This window comes from Specibacter sp. NPDC078692, from assembly GCF_040686835.1.
GTDB lineage: Bacteria > Actinomycetota > Actinomycetes > Actinomycetales > Micrococcaceae > Specibacter.
In genome coordinates, this window is sequence record NZ_JBFBLV010000015.1 from 78,070 (window position 1) to 99,978 (window position 21,909).

The following is a 21,909-nucleotide window of genomic DNA, read 5'->3' on the forward strand; positions in this document are numbered from 1 at the left end:
CCTTTCCCGCGGTGCAACGGAAGCGTTGGATGACTCAGCCTTCCACCAGGTGCGGCCAGTTTGTTTCGAAATAGCTCACGAACGGCTCTCCGAGCTTTTCCACGCGTAGATGCTCCCGTGTCACGGGGAAGGCTGGTGCGTGGTAGCCAGGGTCGGCAATTGCCTGATGAGCGAAGGCATGGTCAGCGATGGCTGCCTTGCCGATGTAGGCGAGGTCGGCCCCCTGATCGAGTACCCGCTGCACTGCCTCGGCGCTTGCTATGTGCCCAGCAACGCCGAGGACTGTTCTATGGCGTGGCAGGTTGAGGAAGTGTTCGAGGAGTGTTTGGCTGCCTTCGGGGGCGTTGGCGGGAAGCTTCTCTACGTCCCACAACGACAGGTCGAGGATGTCAATGTCCCCACTGGCGAAGAGCTCGCCGACAAGCTGGACCATGTCTTCCAAGACCAAGCCATAACGTTCGACGGATAGTCGGAGCCCGACGTGAAAGTCGGGGCCGGTGCGTTCCCGAATCGCGTGTACGACTTCTTTCACGAAGCGGGCTCGTCCGGTGGGGTTGCTCCCATACCCGTCCGTTCGGAGGTTGTTCGAGGCGTCGAGAAATTGGCCGACAAGGTAGCCGTGGCCGCCATGCACTTCGATGCCGTCGATGCCAGCTTTCTCGGCTCGTGCGGCGGCCTCGGCGAAGTCCTCGATTGCTCGTTGCACCTCACCGGTCGTCATGCCCCTGACCCCCGTCTGCGCATCGTCCCATGGACCCACGACGTCTTGGCTGGACAGCGCCTTCTCCGCACGCACGCCTCCATGGTGGAGCTGAACCGAGGATCGAGCACCAACAGCGGTGACAGCGGCGGCCAGGCGTTCCAGCCCCGGCAGGTGTGCGTCGGAGGAGATGCCGAGTTGGCCGTGCCAGACCTGTCCGGCAGGGTTCACATAAGCGGCTGCGGTCTGCAACAGGCCGAAGCCTCCTTCAGCACGGGCGAGCAGCCAGGCGAGCTCGTTGTCCGACAATGTCCCGTCCGGTTCACTCTGCTGATTGGTCATCGGCGCAAGGACCAGGCGATTGGGCAGAGGGCGCCCATGGCGCAGATTCAACGGATCGGAAAGTTTCTTCATGGGACTCCTATGGAATACGGAATTACTCGGTCGGCTAACGGAACTGGCATCATCGTAGTCAATACCGATGCTGTGCAAAAAGCATCCACGCTCCGCACTTCATGTCTCGCAACATGTGTGGAATCAAGACAGCTGAGCGGGACACGCTAAGAACCTGATCGTGAATTGCGGCGCCAAGTGTCTGCCTTTTCACGGCACTAGGCGTCATCTGGAAACGTTGAATCGATTCTGACCGGATTGCAGTGGCTTTTTGATATTCCGGCAAGGGTGGGAATGCACGCCAGCATTTGGTATTGGGTCCTGGCGGCTGGCGGCGTTCCAGACTATTTGTCCGGGCTGTGGTTGGCGCTTGTTGTTGATTCCGCGGAATTCGTCTCAATGCTGTGTGAAGCGGACCAGTTTGCCAGCAGTTGCAGCCCGTCGTGGGACGCGGAGCTTGGTTCGGCAGAAAACACCAGCATCTGCAGCCCTGGCTCGGTGGTGAGATCCAGTCCCAGGAACGTCAGGTCAAGGTCTCCGACGATGGGATGGTGGATTCTTTTTATACCGCTCCGGTGTTCACGCACGTCGTGCGCTCCCCACAGTTTGCGGAAGAGGTCGCTGCGGGTCGAGAGTTCTCCAACGAGGTCGCTGAGTTGGCGATCGTACGGTGAGCGGCCCGCTTCAACACGCAGGAGCGCAACGATCTCGCGTGTATTGGATTCCCATTCCCGGTAGAAGTCCTGCGCCCGTGGATCAAGAAATATGAACCGTGCGGCGTTGATCGGCGCTGCCGCATCGTCAAATATCGGGGAGAAAAGCGCCCGGCCCAGGCGATTGGTGGCCACCGCGTCAAGGCGTCCGTTTTGCACGTACACCGGGACACCGGACATGGCATCGATGGTCTGCTGCACGCCCGGGGTGAGCTGCGTCCTGCGTGGGTGACGCCGGCGTTGCGGGCGGGTTCCTGCGTTGGCCGAGCGGATCAGCTCCTGCAGATGCGAGTGTTCGGCAGCATCCAATTGCAGGGCCCGGCTGATTCCGTCGATCACGGACTCCGAGACGCCCTTGGCGTTGCCGCGTTCCAGGCGTTTGTAGTACTCCGAACTCATACCCGCCAGCAAGGCGACCTCTTCCCGTCGCAGCCCGGGCACGCGGCGGCGTCCGCCGAAATCGGGGAGTCCCGCCTGCTGCAAATTGAGCTTGGCCCGACGTGAGGTGAGGAACTGGCTGAGGTCGTCCTGGTTGTCCATATTTTCGAAGATACAGCACATCGCACGTTGTAGCAGGGCCCTGCCAGGGAACCCATAGACAGGGTCTGGCTCACCTGGTTTCCGGCCTGTTGACTTGGAACATCAGCCGCACATTCGGGCGGGTTTCAACGATAGAAGAGGCATCATCATGAGTAACGTTTGGTTCATCACCGGAGCAGCCCGCGGCATGGGCGTCGATCTGGCCAAGGCCGCATTGCAGGCGGGTCATCGCGTGGTGGGCACTGCCCGCGACGCCTTCAAGGTCACCGCGGCCCTGGGCAAACATGAAAACCTTCTGGCTCTCTCGCTGGACGTCACCGATGAAGCAGCCTCGGTCGCCGCCGCCCAGGCAGCCGTCGAACGCTTTGGAAGCATCGACGTGCTGGTGAACAACGCTGGCAACTTCTACGCTGGCTACTTCGAGGAAATCAGCGATCGCCAGATGCGCCTGCAGATGGAAACCAACTTCTTCGGTCCGCTGAATGTCACCCGCGCCATTCTGCCGGTCATGCGCGCCCAGCGCAGCGGACACATTTTCACCATCACCTCGGCAGCCGGGCTCATTGGCCAGGAATTCTGTGCCGCCTACGCCGCTTCGAAATTCGCCCTTGAAGGCTGGATGGAGTCCCTGCGCTACGATCTTGAGCCCTTCGGCATCCACACCACGACGGTGGAACCCGGCTTCTTCCGCACCGAGCTACTGGTCGAGGGTGCGTCCTCGATCTGGCCGGAACTCTCCATTGAGGACTACAAGGACCGCACCACCGCGACCATCGCCGCATGGAAGTGGATGAATGGGAAACAGGGCGGGGATCCCGCCAAGCTTGGTGCGGCTCTTGTCACCTTGGCCGCGCTTGATACCCCGCCGCTACGTTTTGTTGCCGGGGCGGATGTCGTCACGGGCGTCGAGGAAAAGGCTGCGTTGCTGCTGGCCCAGGTCGATGCCCATCGCGACCTCTCATCGGCCATGGGCATCGAAAACGCCTAGGGCGGGATGAAAAAGAGCGCAGTCCCTCATCACCCTCGCCGCCACCGCGGCCGGGATCGCCCTCACCGTTTGCTCCGCACCTGCCGCCGAGGCTGCCACTGACGGGTCGCCGATCACCCCGATCAAAAAGGGGAGAGGTCACCTCAGATCTGGAAGTATCCAACGACCTCCCGGGCAAGGTGGAAATGACCGTCGAGCACTAGTAACACCTGCCCGTTCGGTCCAGAGTGGCAAGCCGCCAGCGGCCGAACCTGCACCATACCAAGAACCAAAGGACATCCCACACGTGAATTCTCCACTTTCCGGAACCATTGCCGTCATCACCGGCGCCAGTAGTGGTATCGGTGCTGCCACCGCCCGCAGCCTCGCCCAACAAGGCGCAATCGTTGTCGTGATAGCCCGCAGAAAGGGCCGGCTCGACTCCCTGGTTTTGGACATTGAAACCTCCGGTGGCAAGGCCTTCGCCATCGAAGCTGACATTACCGACCGCGCACAGGCCGAGCAATCGATAGCGACCGTTGTTAACCGCTTTGGAAGGATCGACATCCTGATCAACAATGCGGGCCTGATGCTGATAAGCCCGATCTTGGACGCGGACATTGACGCGTGGGAGCGGATGATCGCCATCAACCAGAAAGCCCTGCTCTACATGACACACGCGGCGCTGCCGCACCTCTTAGCCGCCGCACAGGACGGACCGCGCGAGGTCGCCGACATCGTCAACATCTCCTCCCAAGCCGGCAGGATTGCCACCAAGAACTTCGGCGTCTACAACATGACCAAGTTCGGGGTCAACGGCTTCAGCGAGTCACTGCGCCAGGAAGTCACCAAGAAGAACGTGCGCATTGGTGTGCTCGAACCAGGTGCAGTCGCCACGGAACTCATCTCCCACAACACGGAGGAGATCCGCGAGAGTCTCAACGCCACGAACGTGGACGCAATCCATGAACCCCTGCAACCGGAAGACATTGCCGACAGCGTTGTCTTCATGGTGACCCGCCACCGCCGTGCATCCATCGCCGAACTCTGGGCTATGCCCACGTCCCAGGCATAGTCTCCACGGCAGGTACCGAATCCCCGAAATGGGATGCCACCACGGCACCCCTTCGCACCCCACAAAGAAGGAACGACATCATCATGACTGCATGGTCCACCGAACAGCTCAACACCATCGAGGCACACGAAGGCCTGTATGTTTCCCCGTACCGTGAAGACGGCACTACCTACGGAACCCCCACCGAAACCTGGGCGCTCGTTGTCGACGGCAAGGTCTATGTACGAGCCGCCAACGGAACAGAATCGCGCTGGTACCAGGCCGCCATCAGCCAGAAGGCCGGGCGCGTCCGCGTCGACGGCGTCTACTATGACGTCCTCTTCGAGGATGCCGGCACCGACGACGAAACCCTGATCGATGCCGCCTACGAGGAGAAATACAGCAACGCCGCGGACGCCTTCGCGATTCCCATCATGCAGGGAGAGGCCCCCAAGGCCGCTTCGGTCCGCATCTCCCTGCGCTAACCGCCGCCGACGAGCCACACCCGTGTCCGTTTGATGTCCTCTTTATCTAACCGTCAACGGTCACGAACTGGCTAGTCGTTGTATGCCGTGTGATGCTGAGAGCAGTCTTGGTGTTGGGACTGTCGCGTCAGCGGCCAACTGCCAGTGGTTCGCGCTTGCGTCGAAGTTCTTTTACGCGTGCAAACGAAGTCAGGGAAGGTGTCTCAGGATCAAACCTGCTTTGGTGAATAGACAAGTCTTACAGTGACGGATCCCGGATACATCGAGACTGGGCATACTCTGGACCGCTGACTGGCTGGGTACTCTGGCTACCACAGGAGATTCGTATTACGATAGTAGTCATGGAACGAAAAATACATGGGCAACCAGTCGCAGAGGCCGAGATCGACCAGTGGGTCAATGAAGCCGAGGTAGGCTACGACGTCGAAGACCTCAAGACCCGCATGGGACGCCCCGCCAGAGGTGCTACAGCTTCGCAGGTCGTGCCCGTGCGCTTGACAACCGAGGAGCTTGCTGCGGTCATGGAGCGGGCTGAGCGCGAGCACATGAACCGCTCCGAGGCGTTCCGTGCTGCGCTGTCGAGCTGGGCACACACGGATAACACGGTTGCCAGTTCATGATTGTTCGCGGCTCCGCGTACAAGCACGAAATCAGTGATGAGGACGGGATAGAAGCGGCCTCGTGGCCGCTCGTGGAGGTCCCGCTGGACCATGAAGATCCTCTCGGCGCTTCCTCCGTCTGGGGTTTGATACCCGAAGTAGGCTGTTGGAACTCGTGGTGCTGGTCTGGGACGACGAGACCGAAGAACTCATCCACGCGATGAAGTGCAGACAAAAGTACCTCTCGCTGCTCGACTGACCGAGACAGCTCCGAGTGTGCCAGCTCGCGGTCCAGCTTCTTATCAGGAACCCCTCATAGGGGAACCTCTGGCGAGATCCCGCCGCAATATACCTTGTCAATTTGAGAGTCGATCAGGCCTGGACAGCCCATATCAAGGTGCGTAGGATCCGCCTTATGCCAGAGAATAAACCTGTTGGGCGTGGACGATGCTTCAGTGAAATACGTTGGTTAACCGAAGCAGGCAAGCCAATTCCAAGACCTCGTCCTGGATTTATGTTGGTCGTCGGCTTGCTGTGGCTAGTCTTGGGCTTGTCTTGGTTGATTTTTCCCATCATCGGATTCTCGGCAGGAAATCCGGACTGTTGGCGCCTCATTGTTGGGCTCGGGCAGCTTGCCTTGGCGTCGGCTTCATTATCGGTTGGGCTCGCGGTAGAAACCGAAAGCCTGACCCCAACCCATATTCATGACGGAGTGAGTCCGGGCGTATTTCCTCAAATAAGGGTTTGTTGAAAACCTGCGGTTGGTAGTGAACGGGGTCAACCAACCCGCCGTTGCACGTCACCAATTACGCAGAGCTATTTAGCTGGAGAAGCCATCCGCCCGTCAGTGGGCGGCCACGTATGGCTTCGGCGCAGGGAGGCCGGCTTCGTCGCGGACCCGGCGAGAGAAGCGCTCGATTGATTTAAGTGCGGAGACAACATCTGATGAACGGACCTCGAAGGGCATGGCATGAATGGTCTCACCCGGCACTGTCGCAGCATTGGCGACTAATTCGAGCTCGCGGGTGTCTTCCGCCGTCAAGCCAATTTCCGTGAGGGTTGTGGGCAGCCCCACCCTCGTTGTGAACTCGATGAAATCCCGGATGTCGCTGGTCGGTGCACCCTCAAGGACGAGCTGGGTGAGCGATCCGATATTGACTTTCTGCCCGTGGGCCAGTCCATGTGTTTGCGGTGCCGCCGTCAGCCCATTGTGGATGGCGTGCGCCGCGGCCAGGCCCCCGGATTCGAATCCCAAGCCGGAGAGTAGAGTGTTGGCCTCGATAACCTTTTCGACTGCCGGGGTGACAAGGTTGTCGCGTACTGCATCGAGAGCCGGCAGCGCGTTATCCCAGAGGACATCCCAACTGAGTCGGGCCAAGGTCGTGCCTGTGAGGGTGGGCAGGCCCCCTGCCATTGTCAGTGAGTTGGACGCCGCGGTTGCACGCGCCTCAAGCCACGTGGCCAGTGCGTCGCCCACTCCCGCCGCGAGAAATGCAGCCGGAGCGTTGGCAATGATCTGTGAATCGACGAGGACAAGGTCCGGGTTGCGGGGAAAGAAGCGGTACTCCTCGAACGCCCCATCATCCGTGTAGATGACAGACAGCGCCGATGTCGGCGCATCTGTGGAAGCGACAGTGGGTACCGTTACCCACCGAATGCCCGCAAGAAACCCCGATGCTTTGACCGCATCAATCGTGCTTCCGCCGCCGACGGCGACCACGACGTCCGCTTTCGCGCCCGTGATAACTTCGACGAGGCGGTTGATTTCTTTCGCTGATGGGAGTCCACCGAAGGGTTCCCTTGTGACGGACAACCCCGCCGCTTTCAGCGACGATGTCACCTCATGTCCCACGAAACCCCAGACAATGTCATCGGCAACGATCAAAGGTGTGTTTCCGATGGGCGCAAGGAATTCGCCAATCCGGGCAATGGCTCCCGGGCCTTGAACGTAGCGACCTGGGCTGATGACCGAGCGGATGGGACTTTTTGTAGACATGAGAAACTCCTTGACGTCATTGTCGATGTGGCTGAACATCCGCCCAGATCAACATATTTATGAGGCTATGGGTGTCCAAGCATTTTCACTATGTGACTGGCCTTGGCGCTAATTGTTGCCCGGCATTCGGATGCGTAGGCATGTTGAACAAATGACGAGCAGAGGTGCCGATTCCCTATCCAAAACCATCCCGATGCCATAAGTGGCTCAAGAACTTCGATGCCCTGCACAATCTGCGGCATGAAGTCGGAAGCCAGATACTGCCCGGCTTGAGTGTTTTGGGCGGTAGAGCATGCGTCCGCGGCGCCTGACCGTACCATGGCACCACGGACGCGCCCCTTGCAAGATCAAGAGAAGTTGATGCCCCCGTCGATAAGGACTGTCTGGCCAGTCATGTGGTCCGAATCCGGGCCGGAGAGGAATGAAACCAGCTTGGCCACATCCTCCGGTTCCGAGACCCGGCCGGCCAGGATGTTGTCCACCTGTGCCTGCAGTGCGCTGCCTCGCGGGGCACCGTCCCGTTCTGTGAGCTTTTCGTCGATAAGGTCCCACATGGCCGTGCCCACGACGCCCGGCGCGTAGGCGTTGACCGTGATCTTGTGCTTGGCGAACTCCATGGCGGCAGCCTGAGTCAGTCCTCTGACCGCCCACTTGGTCGCGGAGTAAGATGCCAACACCGGGAACGGCCTGAAAGCGACAATGGATGCTGCGGCAATGATCTTGCCGCCAGTGCCCTGCGCGATGAAGCGCCGGGCTGCCGACTGGTAAGAGTAGTAGACGCCCTTGATGTTCACATCGATCATTCGGTCCAACGCTTCAGGCTCTACGTCGAGGATCTCGTCGACCTGGGCGATGCCTGCGTTGGCGATAAACACGCTCAAGTCACCCAGGGCGTCAGTCCCCTCCTGGATCATGCGTTCGATGTCCGCGGGGTTGGCGACGTCGCCGGTGACGCCGACAGCGCGGCGGCCGCGCTGTTCGACGGCGGCAACTACCGCATCGATGTTCTCCTGGGCACTCGGGACGTCGGCGACGATGATGTCCTGGCCGTCTTCGGCCAGCCGTTCGGCGATGGCCCGACCGATACCCCGTCCGGCTCCGGTGATCAAGGCGAGGCGTGAAGTGGATGCTGCCATGGTACTTCCTCCTGAATGTGGCCGCTCGCTCAAGGACGGCTGGGAGTCATGTAGCTCGATACGGCCAGCCTGTGCCTTGGGTCACACCTTTGTGAAGTCCCTTTATCGCGGAGTGATAAAGGAGGTGAAGTCTTCGCGCCCTGTCATCCGCCTCACTGAGGTTGGAGGGCGGGAACCTACCAGCCGCGTTCCAGCCACTGCCTCAGCTGCGGCCGCTCGGCACCCAGGGTGGTGCCTGTGCCATGGCCCGGATGCACCACGGTGTCATCCGGCAGCCGGTCGAAGACCCGGCCAGTGACATCGGCGATCAGCGTGGCGAAGCGTTCGGGGTCCCCGAAGGTGTTGCCGACGCCGCCGGGGAACAGAGAGTCGCCGGTGAATATATGGTCGGGTCCCGACCGGTCCCGGTAGAGTAGGGCCACGGAGCCGGGAGTGTGGCCGCGGAGCTTGATGACCTCTAGCTCCAGACCGTCCCCGATTTCCAGTCGACCGGCCTCCAGCGGCAGATCTGTAGGGACTTCAATATCTGGCACGTCCGCCGTCCCGGCTGCTGTACGGGCCCCGGTGTTCTTCACCAGCTGAGCCAGCGCCCTGACATGGTCCCAATGCGAGTGGGTGGTCACGATCCACTCCAGCCGGGTCGGCGCGGGAGAGTCGGCCTCCGAAGCGGCGATCATCTCCCGGATTGCCTCCGGGTCATCGGCGGCATCGATGAGCACCTGCGTCCCGGTGCGCTTGGACGTCAGCAGGTAGACGTTGTTGTTCATGTCACTGACGGAGCAGTTGCGGATAGTAATCTCTTCTAAATCAATCATGCGATCAGGCTATGTGGACCCGCGTGGGCCATGGCACGGGCATTCTCACCAGTCGATAACAGCCGTTGGCCCGTGTGTGATGCGTGGCACACACTGTAGGTATGGCTTCCCGACCGTCAGGTGGCAGCACCACCCAGTGCCGGCCCGGGAGCCTTGACCCAGCCTGACCCTAAACAACCGAGGTGACAACGATGGTGTTTCCCGCAAAATACTCGGAACTCAACGCCCTGGAGCTCTCCGGCGAGGCGCGGCGAATCCTGACCCGGATCATCCGGGTCTCATTCCCGCACCCGCAGTTCCCGAACGGCCCCTACGAACGGATGACCGAGAAGATCATCGAGGCTTCCGAGGAATCACGCTGGTTCCGGATGGCCCTCATCCAGGGCTTGGCGACCCTGGACACGCTCACGGACGAGCACTTCCTGGATCTGCCCGAAGACCGGGCCATCACGGTGCTCAAGCGCATCGCCGACCTGGAGTTCTTTGCCTTCATTCGGCGGACGGTGGTGCTCAACCTCTATGACGACCCGGAGGTCCACACTGCGCTGGGTTACGAGGGCGAGTCGTACTCGAAGGGCGGCTACGTCAACCGCGGGTTCAACGACCTCGCCTGGCTGCCTGATCCGCGGATCGAGGAGTGTACCGAGCCCGTACCCGAGATCGGCCCGCTGCCGTACCAGGTGGCAACCTGCACCCCCACAGAAGGCTTTGAACCCGTAGGGAATCTGTTCAAGGACACCGGAATGATCGAGGAAGGCCGCACACGATGAGCACCGAAGAAATCTCAGCACGTTTTGAGTACGACGACGACTCCGTGGTGGTGATCGTCGGCTCCGGTGCCGGCGGAGGCACCCTGGCCCACGAGCTGGTCAGCAAGGGAATCAAGGTGGTCCTGCTCGAGGCAGGGCCGGACCTGAAGAACGAGGACTACCACCAGGACGAGTGGGCGGCCTTCAACCAGATGGCGTGGCTGGATCCGCGCACCACGTCAGGATCATGGCGCATCGCCCGTGATTTCCCGAATCTGCCGGCGTGGATCGTCAAGGCCGTCGGCGGCACCACCACCCACTGGTCCGGGGCCACCCCGCGGTTCAAGGCCCACGAATTCAAGGCGCGCACCACCTACGGGCGCATCGATGGAGCCAACCTGCTGGACTGGCCCATCACCTTGGCCGACCTCGAACCGTACTACGACCGCGCCGAGCAGAAGATGGGTAGCACCCACCGGCACGGCCGCCCGCCGCTGCCGGCCAACAACAACTACAAGGTCCTGGCCAATGGTGCCAAACGCCTGGGCTACCGGCACTTCTCCACCGGCCCTTACGCCACGAACGCCGAACCCTATGACGGCAGACCCGGCTCGATCCAGGACGGGTTCAACTTCCAGGGCGACAAGAACAAGTCCAAGTGGTCCACTTTGGTCTCGGAGATCCCCAAATCGCTGCGCACAGGGCTGCTGGACCTGCGTCCGGACTCCCACGCCGTGCAGGTCACGCACACCCCCGGTGGGCGTGCCGATGGCGTCATCTACATCGACGCCGACGGTAATGTCCAACGCCAGAAGGCACGCATCGTGGCGGTTGCGGGCAACTCCATCGAGACGCCGCGCCTGCTGATGCTCTCATCCTCTCCGCTGTTCCCTGACGGGCTGGCCAACTCCTCGGGGCAATTGGGGCGGAACTACATGCGCCACACAACCGGCTCGGTGTACGCCAAGTTCGACCAGCCGGTGAACATGTACCGGGGCGAGACGATGGCTGGCTTGATCGCCGACGAAGCACGCCACGACGTCGAGCGCGGATTCTCCGGGGGCTACTACCTCGAGATGATCTCGCTCGGGCCGGCGTTTCTGGCCAGTTTCGTGGAACCCGGAGCCTGGGGCCCGGATTTCACCGCATTGTTGGACAATTACGTCAATACCGCCGGGCTGTGGATCACCGGCGAGGACATGCCGCAGGAGTCGAACCGGATCACGTTGAACACCACCGTGACCGACCGGCTGGGGCTGCCGGTGCCCAACGTGCACTTCGATGACCACCCCAACGACGTCAACATGCGCAACCACGGCTACCAGCAGGCGTCCCTGCTCTACGAGGCAGTCGGGGCGACGTCGATCCACCGCACCCCGCCGTACCCTTCCACCCATAACTTGGGCACTGCACGGATGAGCGAGCGGCCCGAGGATGGGGTCGTCAACGCGTTCGGGCAGACACACGACGTGCCCAACCTGTTCATCTCCGATGGCTCGCAGTTCACCACCAGTGCGGCGGCGAACCCGACGCTGACGATCGTGGCCCTGGCGATCCGCCAGGCCGAATACATCGTCGACCAGATGGCAGCTTCGGCCCTCTAAAACGAAGCTGCCACCAAGCAACTGGCTGGCACCCCTCTGCCCGGCGCCTATCGCCCAAGCAGTGGGGTGCCGCGCAGTGCGCGGCTGACGCGGGACGCCACGTCGCGCAGCAGCACGGAGACTTCCCCGGAGCGCACGAGGAAGTCAGACGGATCCATGGACACCGCCACCGATCCGACCGTCTGCCCGGCGGCCGTCGTCACAGGGGCCGCCATGCACGAGGCTCCACGGATGAATTCCTCGCGTTCGACGGCGATGCCTGAGGTACGCACCCCGTCCAGCTCCGCGTCGAATATTGCCGGATCTGTGATCGTGGCTGCCGTCATACTGGGCATCCCATGGCGCTGCAGGTAGGTCCGGCAGCGCTCGGCGTCCATTCCCGCCAGCAGCACCTTGCCGAACGCAGTGGCATGCGCGGCATCATTGAACCCGAAGCCCATGGGGGTGATTCTTGGCCGGGTCGGGGATTCCACCACATGCGCCACGACGATGTCCTCACCGCGGTGGACCGCATAATAGGCGGCAGCATCGGCGCGCACATGCAGTTCACGCACCAGCCGCGCCACCGACGGTGGCGTGCCAACCTGCCGACGCAGTGATTGGTCCAGGGCGTGGAGCTTATAGCCCAGCCCAAACCGGCTCTCGTCCTTGAGATGGATCAAATGCTCGGAGGCAACCAGAGTTTTCAGCAGCCGGTAAACGGTGGGCAGCGGCATCGCCAGCTCGGCTGCAATCTCCTTGGCCGACATTCCCCGGTGGTGGGAGGCAACCACATCCAACAGTGCGAAGGCCTTCTGGACCGAAGCCAGACCGGTCAGTGAATCGTTTTGTCCCATGCACCCAATCTTGTCCCCAGCGCAGGGGATTACCAAGTTAAGACGGCCGGCGTCCACCCCAAGGGGCAGCGCCGGCCGTCACCGCCGGCGGTCCATGCACGGGACCGGAATTCCCAGCCTCGTGGCGGTTCGTTAGTTGATTTCCAGTTCCCCCATGCGGTCCCAGGCATCGCCGTCGATCTGGCGGCTGACGATCCGTGGGGTGTCGACCAACGCTGGGGCCATGTCCAGCATGGCCTGCTTGAAGTGGCCGCTGTTCACATGGTCACCCGCGGCGTCGTCCTGGAAGGCCTCGACGAGGACGTACTCGTGAGGATTGTCCAAGCTGCGTGACCAGTCAAACCACAGGTTCCCGGGCTCGGCACGGGTGGCTTCGGTGTACGAGTGGGTAAGGTCGGGCCAACGGTCCGACCAGTCGGGCTTGACATTGAACTTGACGACGATGAATATCACGGTGCGTTCCTTCCGGTGGTGGTACGCCTCACCGTCCTGGACTAGGCCTGGACAAGGCGTGCTGTCCGCCAAGTCTTGCCGGTACCCGGACCGCCAGCCAATGGGTGTTCTCGGTGGGCGAGAATGACGACAGACGCCGTCCGGCAGGCGGATCTAGAGTGGGAAAGACTTCACCCACCTCCGCAGCGAAAGACGGTTGCACCATGCTGAGCACCCTCCGGGCGGCCGTAGCCGACCCCGCCCAAGTCAAGACCCGAGCCATCGACCTGCACGCCAACGCCCACGACGCCTCCCATTTCCTGCTTGTCCCGCAGGCGGTCGTCGTCGCCAGGGACGCAGCCGAGGTTGGTGGGCTTATGCGGGCCAGCACCGCCCAAGGCATCCCGCTGACGTTCCGCTCAGGCGGGACCAGCCTCAGCGGGCAGGCCGTCACGGACGGCGTCCTGGTCGACGTGCGCAGGAATTTTCGCGGCATGGAGGTGCTCGATGACGGGGTACGCGTCCGGGTAAAGCCGGGCGCCACCGTGCGCTCCGTGAACTCCCGACTGGCCCGTTACGGCCGCCGTCTCGGCCCCGACCCTGCCTCCGAGGCAGCCTGCACCATCGGCGGCGTGGTGGCCAACAATTCCTCCGGAATGAACTGCGGGATCACAGAGAACACGTACCGGACGCTGGAATCCATCACTTTGGTACTGCCCTCCGGGACCGTGATCGACACCGCAGACCACGACGCCGATGCGCGGCTTCGCGCGCTGGAGCCGGGACTGCACGCCGGCCTGGACCGGTTGGCCCGCCAGGTCCTCGACAACCCGGCCTCCGCGGCCAGGGTGCGCCACCAGTTCTCGATGAAGAACACCATGGGCTACGGCCTGAACTCGCTGCTGGACTTTGACACACCTGTGGAGATGCTTGCCCACCTAGCAATCGGCAGCGAGGGGACGCTCGGGTTCATCGCTGAGGCCGTCTTCCGCACCGTCCCGAAGCTCACCCACACAGCCACCGGTCTGTTGGTCTTCCCCGATTTGGACGCAGCCAACGACGCCCTGCCCGGCCTCGTCGAGACCGGTGCGGCGACTGTGGAACTGCTCGATGCCACCTCGCTGCGCGTCGGCCAGTCACTCATGGGAACGCCGCAGGCCGTCGCAGGACTGGACGTGCGCGAGCATGCGGCACTGCTGGTCGAATACGCCGCAGGGCAGGCCGACGAACTGGCCGAACTCCAACATCGGGGCGCTGCCGCCGTGGCCGGATTTCCACTCGAATCTCCCGCCGGGTTTTCTACTGACGCCGCCACCCGGGCCTCACTGTGGCACCTTCGCAAGGGCCTCTACGCCTCGGTTGCCGGGGCAAGGCCGCAGGGGACGACGGCGCTATTGGAGGACATCGTCGTCCCTGTTCCGGCGCTGGGGCGCACCTGCCGCGAACTGATAGGCCTGTTCAATCGCCATGGCTACCAGGACAGCGTCATCTTCGGCCACGCCAAGGACGGCAACATCCACTTCATGCTCACCGACGGATTCACCAGCAACACCGAACTTGAACGCTACAGCGCGTTTACCGAGGACATGGTCGACTTGGTGCTCGGCGAGAACGGCTCCCTCAAGGCCGAACACGGGACAGGCCGCGTCATGGCCCCCTATGTCCGTCGGCAATACGGCGACGAACTCTACGACGTGATGCGCCAGATCAAGCTCCTGTGCGACCCCGCAGGTGTTCTGAACCCAGGAGTCCTGCTTAACAACGACCCCCAGGCTCACCTTCGCCACATCAAGACGGATCCGCCGGTCGCCGAAGAGGTCGACAGGTGCGTCTCCTGCGGGTATTGCGAACCTGTCTGCCCCAGCAAGGACATCACACTGACCCCGCGCCAGCGCATCGTCACCCTGCGCGCCATCGAAACGGCGCGCTTTGCGGGAGACTCGGAGCTCGTCGCTGAGTTGGAACGTGACTATGACTACGAATCCGTCCAGACCTGCGCCGTCGATGGCATGTGCCAGACGGCCTGCCCCGTCGGCATCAACACCGGCAATCTGGTGAAGCAGCTACGCCAGGACAAGGCCGGCCCCGTTGCAGGCGCCGGGTGGAAGCTGGCCAGCCAGCATTGGGGGACGATCACACGGGGCGCTGGCCTGGCGCTGACCGCCGCCGCCAAGGTCCCCGCCGGCGCCATCCGACCTGCCAACCAGATCGCCCGGGCCGTTCTCGGCGAAGACACCGTGCCACTGTACTCGGGCGAATTGCCCGGCGGCGGATCTGCCCGGCGACGCCCCGCCCCGACCGGACCACCGGCGGCAGTATACTTCCCCGCCTGCGTCGGGGCCATGTTCGGACCGGCCACGACCGCAAACGATAGCGGGGCTGGTCCGGGCGTGCAGGCCAGTTTCGAACGGTTGGCCCAACGGGCCGGCATCGACCTGCTGGTCCCGCCCTCCATCGACGGCTTGTGCTGCGGGACCCCGTGGTCTTCCAAGGGCATGGCCAAAGGGCAGAGATCCATGCAGACCCGCACCCAAGCTGTACTCTGGGAGGCCACACGCGGCGGTGAGTTGCCGATCATCTGCGATGCGTCCTCGTGCACCGAAGGCCTGCAACACGCTGTGGAGACTCACGAGCCAGGTCCGGGGAAGCGGAAACTACGAATTATCGACGCCGTCGAATTCACCGCTGAAACGATCCTGCCCTTGCTGCCGGAGCGGACCAAACTGGCATCGCTGGCCCTGCACCCCACGTGCTCCTCGACGCGCATGGGGCTGAACGCGTCTCTCACTGCGGTGGCCGCAGCCGTCGCCAATCGCGTCGAGGTCCCAGACAGTTGGGGGTGCTGTGCTTTCGCCGGGGACCGCGGCATGCTCCACCCCGAGCTCACTGCCTCCGCCACCGAACAACAGGCGGCCGAGGTCAACACCCTAGGTGCCGCCGCCCACGCCTCCTGCAACCGCACATGCGAACTGGGCATGACTCGCGCCACCGGGCATGACTACCGGCACATACTCGAACTACTCGACGAGCAGACCACCCCCTGAATCCGTGTTGATATGGCTCCACGCCTGACAGCGAAGCCTTATTTTCCGGTGTCCTCGCTGTTTGTCTGGCTGATTGCTCAGTATCATTTCCGGCTGAGGCAGTTGGCCACAACCGCTGCGGCCAGAGGCCAAGCACGCTGTGTAGCTGTGCGCAGCGATTTGTAGGAAATCTGACCATCGACAAGGGAGGGATCATGGGAGACCTGCACGGAATGGCGCACGAGTGCTTCGTAACTCTTGGCGACGTGTGCTAGATCGGCGCGTGTGGCCTTGGGATCGACTTGGGTGATGGCGGCTACTGCTTAGCGTGCAGGCTGGCTGAATGCTCGTTGCGGTCCGCCAGTGTTTCCGTCAACAGGGGAGCTGGCTTCGGCGCGGTCGTTGCGTGTCGTGGTGTCCACGACGATTTGATTGGCGCGGTCGATCATGCGCAGCCACATGGGATCCGGTTCGTCGTTGCCCGCGTCGATGAAGATCAATCGTTAGTATTTGGGGTGGCTTGTGAATTCGCTAAAAGTCCGACGCCGAGGATGGCGGTGTCCAGCGACGATCGTTCGGAAGACACTGCCCGAGGTGCGGATGTAGCCTTGGAATGGGACGATCGAAGGCCCTAGTGTTGCCCCCAACTGCCCGGCCGCGTACGGTAGAGTGAGAACCGCGGAATCTAGGCCTTTTTGTGACTGAATGTTGAAAAAGATGAGCGTCACGGACTGAAAAAGATGACCAGACACTCAGGAAAAGTTCGCTGAATTAGATGAGTAAAACGTGACTTGGGCGTTTTTTGGCCTTAAGCGACCCTGACCCGCGGAATGAAACCGCAGGTCAGAGCCACAGTTGGGTGCCCCGGGCGGGAATTGAACCCACGACCAAGAGAAACTAGCCGCCTGGATTCTGATAGGTTCGGTTGCTTGCCAAAATTCGCGTGTTTCCGATATTTTTGCTGTTTTCGCAGGTCGTGGCATGTCGTGCTTTGCCATGGTTCTTAGCTGAAAAGGGGGAGTAAAAGGGGAGTGCGCGCTGTGCGCTCCGTGTGCTTTTTTGGTTTGAGCGTCCAAGACCGCAAAAACAGGCTTGTCAGCGATTGGCCACGAATCGGTGTCTTTCGTCAAATATTCTCACAATTTTACGCCTCGTCCGTGGGCCTCCGGTGCGCAGGCAAGAACCTGCCTCAATCCGCGGCGGACTCAACTAGTACTACAATCGCGGTTATTTTTGGTCGCGTCGGCGGTATAAACGGACTTCGGCCCGGAATCCTGTTAATCATGTTGGGTGAGCGATGATATTTGGGTGGCAGAGATACAGGAATGGGTTCAGGGCCTCGAGGAAATCCGGGGATTGATCGGGGGCGAGTTCGCCCGTACCGAGCCGAGGAATAATGCCGTCAGTTACATTCGTGGGTTGATCTTGGATGAGGAGCGGAAGAACTCTTGGACCTTGAGGATCCTGCATGATGTGCCCGGATCCGTGGAGGTGCGGGGTGCTGTGGCGGCAACGGACCTGGCGATGCCCTGATCCGGCGTGTCCCAAGGGCATGTTCGAGGAGCAGGTTCCCGACCTCGTTGCCGGTCGGGGCTCGATCACCATCCGCGCCGTGACGTAGGCGATCGGGCAGTTGCGCCGCGAGCACGCCACGATTGCCGGTCTGGCCCGCCGTCTCGGGACCTCGTGGAAGACGCTGTGGCGGGCCATCAAGCCGGAGTTGCAGCGTCTCGCAGCGGACGAGAGACGCTTCGAGGGCGTTCACTCGCTCGGGGTCGACGAGAACATTTGGCACCACGTCGACCCGCGACGGCGCAGCCCGAAGGAGCTGACCGGGATGGTCGATCTGAGTCGGGACGGGCGTGGCAGGGTCCGGGCCAGGTTGCTGGACCTGGTTCCGGGACGCTCGAAGAAGGCCTACCAGGACTGGCTCTCCGCCCGAGGTGACGCGTTCCGGCAGAATGTCCAGGTCGCCGCCCTGGATCCGTTCGCCGGCTACAAGAGCGCGATCGATGACCAGCTCGAGGACGCCGTAGCGGTCCTGGACGCCTTCCACGTGGTCAAACTCAGAACCCAGATTGTCGATGAGGTCCGCCGCCGCGTCCAACAACAGACTCTGGGACGGCGCGGCCGCAAAGGCGATCCGCTCTACGGGATCCAGACCATCCTTCGGGCCGGAGCGGAGGACCTCACCGACAAGCAGCTGGAACGTCTCGCCACCGCCATCGAGAAGGACGAAGCCCACCAAGAGGTCTACATCGCTTGGCGCTGCGCCCAGGATCTGAGGGCAGCCTACCGCACCGCCGATCTGGCCCACGGAAAGCAGCGAGCCGAGAAAGTCCTGGCCTCGTTCCACACCTGCCCGATCCCCGAAGTAGCCCGCCTGGTCCGAATCCTGCGCCGCTGGCGCAACGCGTTCCTGGCCTACTTCAGCACGCAACGCTCATCCAATGGCGGTACCGAAGCCATCAACGGGATCATCGAGTTCCACCGCCGCCTGGCCCGGGGCTACCGCAACCGAGACAACTACCGACTCCGAATGCTCCTGGCCGCCGGAGGACTCATACCCTGATCCCCACCAGATGTCCGAAGGGCCCCTTTACTTGCTCCTGCGGTGCTTCGACCCCTCCGCCCCGGCTCCGGTGATTGATGCAGCCAAGCGACTTCAATCACGCACATAGCAACGAGGGAGCCCGGGCTGAACCGAACCTGTTCGTGGTCAGTGCATTCGTCGTCGGCCGGCAGAATCATCTGCCGGCTTTCCCGCGTCAGTTCCTAGCTCGGTGTTCTATTGAGTCGCCGTTGCGCCGACTTAGCCGCGCGACGTACGCTCCATTTCGCGTCACGAAGGAGACGCTGAACCACTGCTGGGGGGACATCGGTGCGTTTTGCGGCGAGTGCCCGTATGCGAGGAACGGAATCTTCGGAGAGCTTTTCGACCGTTTTTGGTGTAGCACTCGGGTTCGCCACGACCGCTAGCCGAACGGCCATTTCTGTGTCTTGAGCCAAGGCATGCAGTGTGGTTGGAGATGTTTCGGCAGTGCTCGCGAGCTTGTGTTGCACTTGGGTGGGCGGAGTCAGAAGGCTGCGTGCCAGGAGCCGGACTTTTGCGTCCTTGTCCCCTGCCAACAATGCCCAGACAAGTTCTGAGGACCGACGATTGCACGCTACGAGCTGTCGCACTTCAGAGCTACCATCTGATGCCAGGTGTTCCAACGTCTCGACCGGGGTGTTGCGGTTCATAGCTACGATGGAGCGCACCAGATCGTCCTTGTCACGCGCGAGACGGGCCAGCACCCCATGTGAAGTCGGTCTGCGAGATGAGGCAGCAGCAACATATTGACGGACTTCGTCATCCGGGTGCTTTGCCAGACGCGCCAGAGTTTGTGTCGAGCAGTTTGGGTGCTGCGCAACCAGTGCTGCCGCTCTCGGACTCGACACCGGTGCCGAGGACAACCAGTCCAGAAGCGTTTCACTTGCGTTCGGATGCTGGGCGAGCAGTTCACCGTGTCCTGTGGAGGGATCCAGCGCAATTGATTCAAGGACGGACGGTGGAGAAGCCACGTTGCAGATGAGGCCGAGCCTTGCGCTTCGGAGGTGAACCATGTTTTCAGTCAGTTCTGGATCAGTCGTATGGAACGCCAGTGTGTAGATGACGTCATCATTCTCTTCGGTCTCGAGGATTAGGCGGCGAATACTGTCGCTGCCCCACAAGGCGATAGCACTCCTGACATCTGGATGCGGATCGTTCGCCAGCGTGCGGTGGATGAAGTCGGTTTCAAGGGGCGGCCGGACACATATCTTGCTGCGTGATTCCGGGTCCATGGAATACAGGAAGACCGCAGCTGCTTCAGAGGGCGACTCCGGCCTGGGCAATGGTTCGGTTTCGCGCATACTTTCAGCATGCTCAATCAAGTTTTTACTGCGGGATCTTTGCATGTCCCCCCACGTGTACAGACTTTGCACGGCCTCATCATCAAACAGTTCGAGAACTGCACTATCAGGAGTCAAGGGATTGCACCCGGCGGCGTTGCGAACGATCGGGTCGCTGTCGCTGGTCAGTTGCACGAGTATATCCGTCGGACTGTGAATTGAGGAGGCTATCCTGGTGCGCATACTTGTATGGGTGAGCAGCATCTCGACAGCTTCACGGGGCAAGGATGGATTACGCAAGAGTTCAGCACCGATGCCATACTGGATGTCCTTCTCCGAGGCTCGCGCAAGTTCAACGAGGACTGAAGCGGGCGTGCTCGGGTTCCGTGCCACTCGGCACCGTACGTCGATGTCACTTCCCGAGGCGAGTTTGGCAAGAACAAATCCTGGAGTTGCCGTGTTTTTCGCTACTCCACGACTTTCCGCGGCACCTCCAGGCAACGACAGGATTAGAGACTCGGGGATAGCTGGATTTGACCAAAGAGCCTCCAGCTGAAAAGTGCCCAACCAATTCCGGCGGTATCCAGTGGCGAAACTTTGAATCGCACGTGTACCGAGACCAGGGTTGCTCAGTGCAACTTCCGCCGTCCGACCAGAGTGGTCTGATGCCCACCTTTCAAGTATCTCCGAGGGAGTATTTGGGTTTGCCGCGACCGCCTGCCGCAGAGACTCATGGTAGCGAGACTCTGCAGCAAGGTACCCAAGTGTGCTCGCTGGCACCCAGTGTTGCTTAGCAAGCCGCGAAGTCGGGAGGGACACCGAGGCTCGCGCAACCTGGTCCAAGAGCGAGTCCTGGGTCGTAGGACTCGACCGAAGCAGGTCATGTATCACCAGAGTCCACCGATATTTGTCACCTAGGGGGCCAGAACAAGTGGCAAGATCGCGAATGTTCTGAACGTGCGTGTTGTACGAATCGAGTGCGGCCTGCGCCACCGCAGGTGAGCGATCAGCCATAAGCTTGCGAAGCGGCGGCTCAACTGGCCTTTCGTTGTGTGCCAGAACGAGTCTTACGTCCTGCGACGCATCATGGGAAAGTGCCTCCCACACAGGTCGTTCGAAGGTAGGATAATAATTTGCTGCGGCGGCACGCTTTCGGAACTCTTCATCTGACCATAAGGGTGACTGGCGCAGTTTCGAGTATGGAATGCAATCTGGGTTTTCGTGAAATTTTCCGTGTGTTTCGAGGCGGGGATCCGCTGCCAACCGCCAGTATTGCCGGTCTCTTCGCTCGGAGTCCCTCATGTAACCGCTTGGCTTGCTCCCGGATGTTGGGCTCGAAGCGTTCTCGATCGCATCTGCTGCTTTGAAGCAAACGTCAGGGTCTTCGTCCGACTCCAGGAGGCAAAGCACCGGGCCCGGAAGGGAAAGACTAAGAGCTGCTGATCGTGCGTTCGGATATGGCAGTCCGGCCTGGACAACCGGTGAAAAAATTGCTGTCTCCATCTGACCTTCTGAGATCATTTCCGGTGCTTTCCTCCCGTATTTACCTTTCGCAGTGTCAGTTTATGCAATGCGAAAACGATCTAAAGTGCGACCATCCGAACTGCCACTGCCACTGTCACTCAGACTCGCATCGCGGATCGCACGGCGATAGTAGGCGGGGAAGGTACGCCGGATACTCCATGCCGAAAAAGGACGCCCCTACGACATAAACGGCAGTAATCGCCGTCCCTGTGGCCAGGACGGCGCCAAAAATGCCTTCTCCTGCTCCGAAGCTTCGGTTGTTTCGGTCTTGTTTGTGAACATATTTAGGACAATGGCGAAGACAACGCCGCCATCAACAAGCGGCAGGGTGTTCAACATATTTACCCTCTCAGCACCGGTTCCGGACCTAGCCTATGAACCGCCCCGGGTTTAATGGAGGGTGTTGAATCCTTGAAAGGATGAGCACCATGGCACCACCGAAGAAATATCCAGATGAGCTTCGCCAGCGA

17 protein-coding genes and 1 pseudogene are annotated in these 21,909 nt (G+C 61.4%); 9 read left to right on the plus strand and 9 right to left on the minus strand.

The features are described from left to right. Positions 1-34 precede the first annotated feature (34 nt). Together AB0O97_RS11935 and AB0O97_RS11940 are read right to left on the minus strand one after the other, a co-directional pair. Complete coding sequence (locus AB0O97_RS11935) at positions 35-1,114, minus strand: NADH:flavin oxidoreductase (RefSeq protein ID WP_363882781.1); 1,080 nt, start codon at positions 1,112-1,114, stop codon at positions 35-37. Positions 1,115-1,437: 323 nt separating this feature from the next. Next, positions 1,438-2,346, minus strand: coding sequence for a helix-turn-helix transcriptional regulator (locus AB0O97_RS11940; RefSeq protein ID WP_363882784.1), 909 nt, complete (start codon positions 2,344-2,346; stop codon positions 1,438-1,440). 148 nt (positions 2,347-2,494) lie between these two features. Here AB0O97_RS11940 and AB0O97_RS11945 point away from each other — a divergent pair, with 148 nt between their 5' ends. The 4 genes from AB0O97_RS11945 (at position 2,495) to AB0O97_RS11960 (ending at position 5,472) form a co-directional block, all read left to right on the plus strand. After that, on the plus strand, positions 2,495-3,334 hold the full coding sequence (locus tag AB0O97_RS11945; RefSeq protein WP_363882787.1) for an SDR family NAD(P)-dependent oxidoreductase: 840 nt from the start codon (positions 2,495-2,497) through the stop codon (positions 3,332-3,334). A gap of 286 nt (positions 3,335-3,620) precedes the next feature. After that, the gene (locus AB0O97_RS11950) at positions 3,621-4,388 is read left to right on the plus strand and encodes an SDR family NAD(P)-dependent oxidoreductase (RefSeq protein ID WP_363882789.1); all 768 of its coding nucleotides are present in this window, start codon (positions 3,621-3,623) and stop codon (positions 4,386-4,388) included. 83 nt (positions 4,389-4,471) lie between these two features. Continuing rightward, the gene (locus AB0O97_RS11955) at positions 4,472-4,852 is read left to right on the plus strand and encodes a DUF2255 family protein (RefSeq protein WP_262453216.1); all 381 of its coding nucleotides are present in this window, start codon (positions 4,472-4,474) and stop codon (positions 4,850-4,852) included. 341 nt (positions 4,853-5,193) lie between these two features. Further along, complete coding sequence (locus AB0O97_RS11960; protein ID WP_262453217.1) at positions 5,194-5,472, plus strand: ribbon-helix-helix protein, CopG family; 279 nt, start codon at positions 5,194-5,196, stop codon at positions 5,470-5,472. 823 nt (positions 5,473-6,295) lie between these two features. Here AB0O97_RS11960 and AB0O97_RS11965 read toward each other — a convergent pair. The 3 genes from AB0O97_RS11965 to AB0O97_RS11975 all read right to left on the minus strand — a co-directional run bounded on the left by AB0O97_RS11965 (position 6,296) and on the right by AB0O97_RS11975 (position 9,398). Then, positions 6,296-7,447, minus strand: a complete 1,152-nt coding sequence (locus AB0O97_RS11965) for a glycerol dehydrogenase (RefSeq protein WP_363882793.1) — start codon at positions 7,445-7,447, stop codon at positions 6,296-6,298. 347 nt (positions 7,448-7,794) lie between these two features. Next, positions 7,795-8,583, minus strand: a complete 789-nt coding sequence (locus AB0O97_RS11970) for an SDR family NAD(P)-dependent oxidoreductase (RefSeq protein WP_363882796.1) — start codon at positions 8,581-8,583, stop codon at positions 7,795-7,797. Positions 8,584-8,759: 176 nt separating this feature from the next. Beyond that, positions 8,760-9,398 (minus strand): MBL fold metallo-hydrolase, encoded by a 639-nt coding sequence (locus tag AB0O97_RS11975; RefSeq protein WP_262453221.1) that lies wholly within the window; start codon positions 9,396-9,398, stop codon positions 8,760-8,762. A 191-nt stretch (positions 9,399-9,589) separates the two neighbouring features. Between AB0O97_RS11975 and AB0O97_RS11980 the strand changes: the two genes are divergently transcribed. Continuing rightward, positions 9,590-10,168, plus strand: coding sequence for a hypothetical protein (locus tag AB0O97_RS11980; RefSeq protein WP_363840235.1), 579 nt, complete (start codon positions 9,590-9,592; stop codon positions 10,166-10,168). After that, entirely contained in the window at positions 10,165-11,751 is a 1,587-nt protein-coding gene (locus AB0O97_RS11985; protein ID WP_363840233.1) for a GMC family oxidoreductase, read from the plus strand. Before AB0O97_RS11980 ends, AB0O97_RS11985 begins: the two co-directional genes overlap by 4 nt. A gap of 47 nt (positions 11,752-11,798) precedes the next feature. Here the strand turns inward: AB0O97_RS11985 and AB0O97_RS11990 are convergent, their stop codons facing one another. After that, complete coding sequence (locus tag AB0O97_RS11990; RefSeq protein WP_262453223.1) at positions 11,799-12,587, minus strand: IclR family transcriptional regulator; 789 nt, start codon at positions 12,585-12,587, stop codon at positions 11,799-11,801. A 132-nt stretch (positions 12,588-12,719) separates the two neighbouring features. Continuing rightward, positions 12,720-13,040, minus strand: coding sequence for a putative quinol monooxygenase (locus tag AB0O97_RS11995; RefSeq protein WP_262453224.1), 321 nt, complete (start codon positions 13,038-13,040; stop codon positions 12,720-12,722). A 203-nt stretch (positions 13,041-13,243) separates the two neighbouring features. On the opposite strand from AB0O97_RS11995, the gene AB0O97_RS12000 reads away from it, so the two are divergent. Next, positions 13,244-16,063 carry an FAD-binding and (Fe-S)-binding domain-containing protein gene (locus AB0O97_RS12000; protein WP_262453225.1) on the plus strand — a complete coding sequence of 940 codons (2,820 nt, stop codon included), beginning with the start codon at positions 13,244-13,246 and terminating at the stop codon, positions 16,061-16,063. A gap of 302 nt (positions 16,064-16,365) precedes the next feature. Here AB0O97_RS12000 and AB0O97_RS12005 read toward each other — a convergent pair whose 3' ends face one another. Then, positions 16,366-16,542, minus strand: a complete 177-nt coding sequence (locus tag AB0O97_RS12005; RefSeq protein ID WP_363882800.1) for a hypothetical protein — start codon at positions 16,540-16,542, stop codon at positions 16,366-16,368. A gap of 790 nt (positions 16,543-17,332) precedes the next feature. Between AB0O97_RS12005 and AB0O97_RS12010 the strand changes: the two genes are divergently transcribed. Together AB0O97_RS12010 and AB0O97_RS12015 are read left to right on the plus strand one after the other, a co-directional pair. Further along, positions 17,333-17,575: a hypothetical protein gene (locus tag AB0O97_RS12010; RefSeq protein ID WP_363882803.1), complete on the plus strand. Its 243-nt coding sequence runs from the start codon at positions 17,333-17,335 to the stop codon at positions 17,573-17,575. Continuing rightward, positions 17,541-18,614: pseudogene (locus tag AB0O97_RS12015) on the plus strand (ISL3 family transposase); the annotation flags it as partial. The gene AB0O97_RS12010 and the pseudogene AB0O97_RS12015, both read left to right, overlap by 35 nt. A 203-nt stretch (positions 18,615-18,817) precedes the next feature. On the opposite strand, the gene AB0O97_RS12020 reads toward AB0O97_RS12015, so the two are convergent. Beyond that, positions 18,818-20,110, minus strand: coding sequence for a hypothetical protein (locus AB0O97_RS12020; protein WP_363882806.1), 1,293 nt, complete (start codon positions 20,108-20,110; stop codon positions 18,818-18,820). Positions 20,111-21,909: the final 1,799 nt, after the last annotated feature.

Coding starts and splice junctions, on each gene's coding strand:
- AB0O97_RS11935 (WP_363882781.1), bottom strand. CDS start 1,114: ATGAAGAAACTTTCCGATCCGTTGAATCTGCGCCATGGGCGCCCTCTG.
- AB0O97_RS11940 (WP_363882784.1), bottom strand. CDS start 2,346: ATGGACAACCAGGACGACCTCAGCCAGTTCCTCACCTCACGTCGGGCC.
- AB0O97_RS11945 (WP_363882787.1), top strand. CDS start 2,495: ATGAGTAACGTTTGGTTCATCACCGGAGCAGCCCGCGGCATGGGCGTC.
- AB0O97_RS11955 (WP_262453216.1), top strand. CDS start 4,472: ATGACTGCATGGTCCACCGAACAGCTCAACACCATCGAGGCACACGAA.
- AB0O97_RS11960 (WP_262453217.1), top strand. CDS start 5,194: ATGGAACGAAAAATACATGGGCAACCAGTCGCAGAGGCCGAGATCGAC.
- AB0O97_RS11965 (WP_363882793.1), bottom strand. CDS start 7,447: ATGTCTACAAAAAGTCCCATCCGCTCGGTCATCAGCCCAGGTCGCTAC.
- AB0O97_RS11970 (WP_363882796.1), bottom strand. CDS start 8,583: ATGGCAGCATCCACTTCACGCCTCGCCTTGATCACCGGAGCCGGACGG.
- AB0O97_RS11975 (WP_262453221.1), bottom strand. CDS start 9,398: ATGATTGATTTAGAAGAGATTACTATCCGCAACTGCTCCGTCAGTGAC.
- AB0O97_RS11980 (WP_363840235.1), top strand. CDS start 9,590: ATGGTGTTTCCCGCAAAATACTCGGAACTCAACGCCCTGGAGCTCTCC.
- AB0O97_RS11985 (WP_363840233.1), top strand. CDS start 10,165: ATGAGCACCGAAGAAATCTCAGCACGTTTTGAGTACGACGACGACTCC.
- AB0O97_RS11990 (WP_262453223.1), bottom strand. CDS start 12,587: ATGGGACAAAACGATTCACTGACCGGTCTGGCTTCGGTCCAGAAGGCC.
- AB0O97_RS12000 (WP_262453225.1), top strand. CDS start 13,244: ATGCTGAGCACCCTCCGGGCGGCCGTAGCCGACCCCGCCCAAGTCAAG.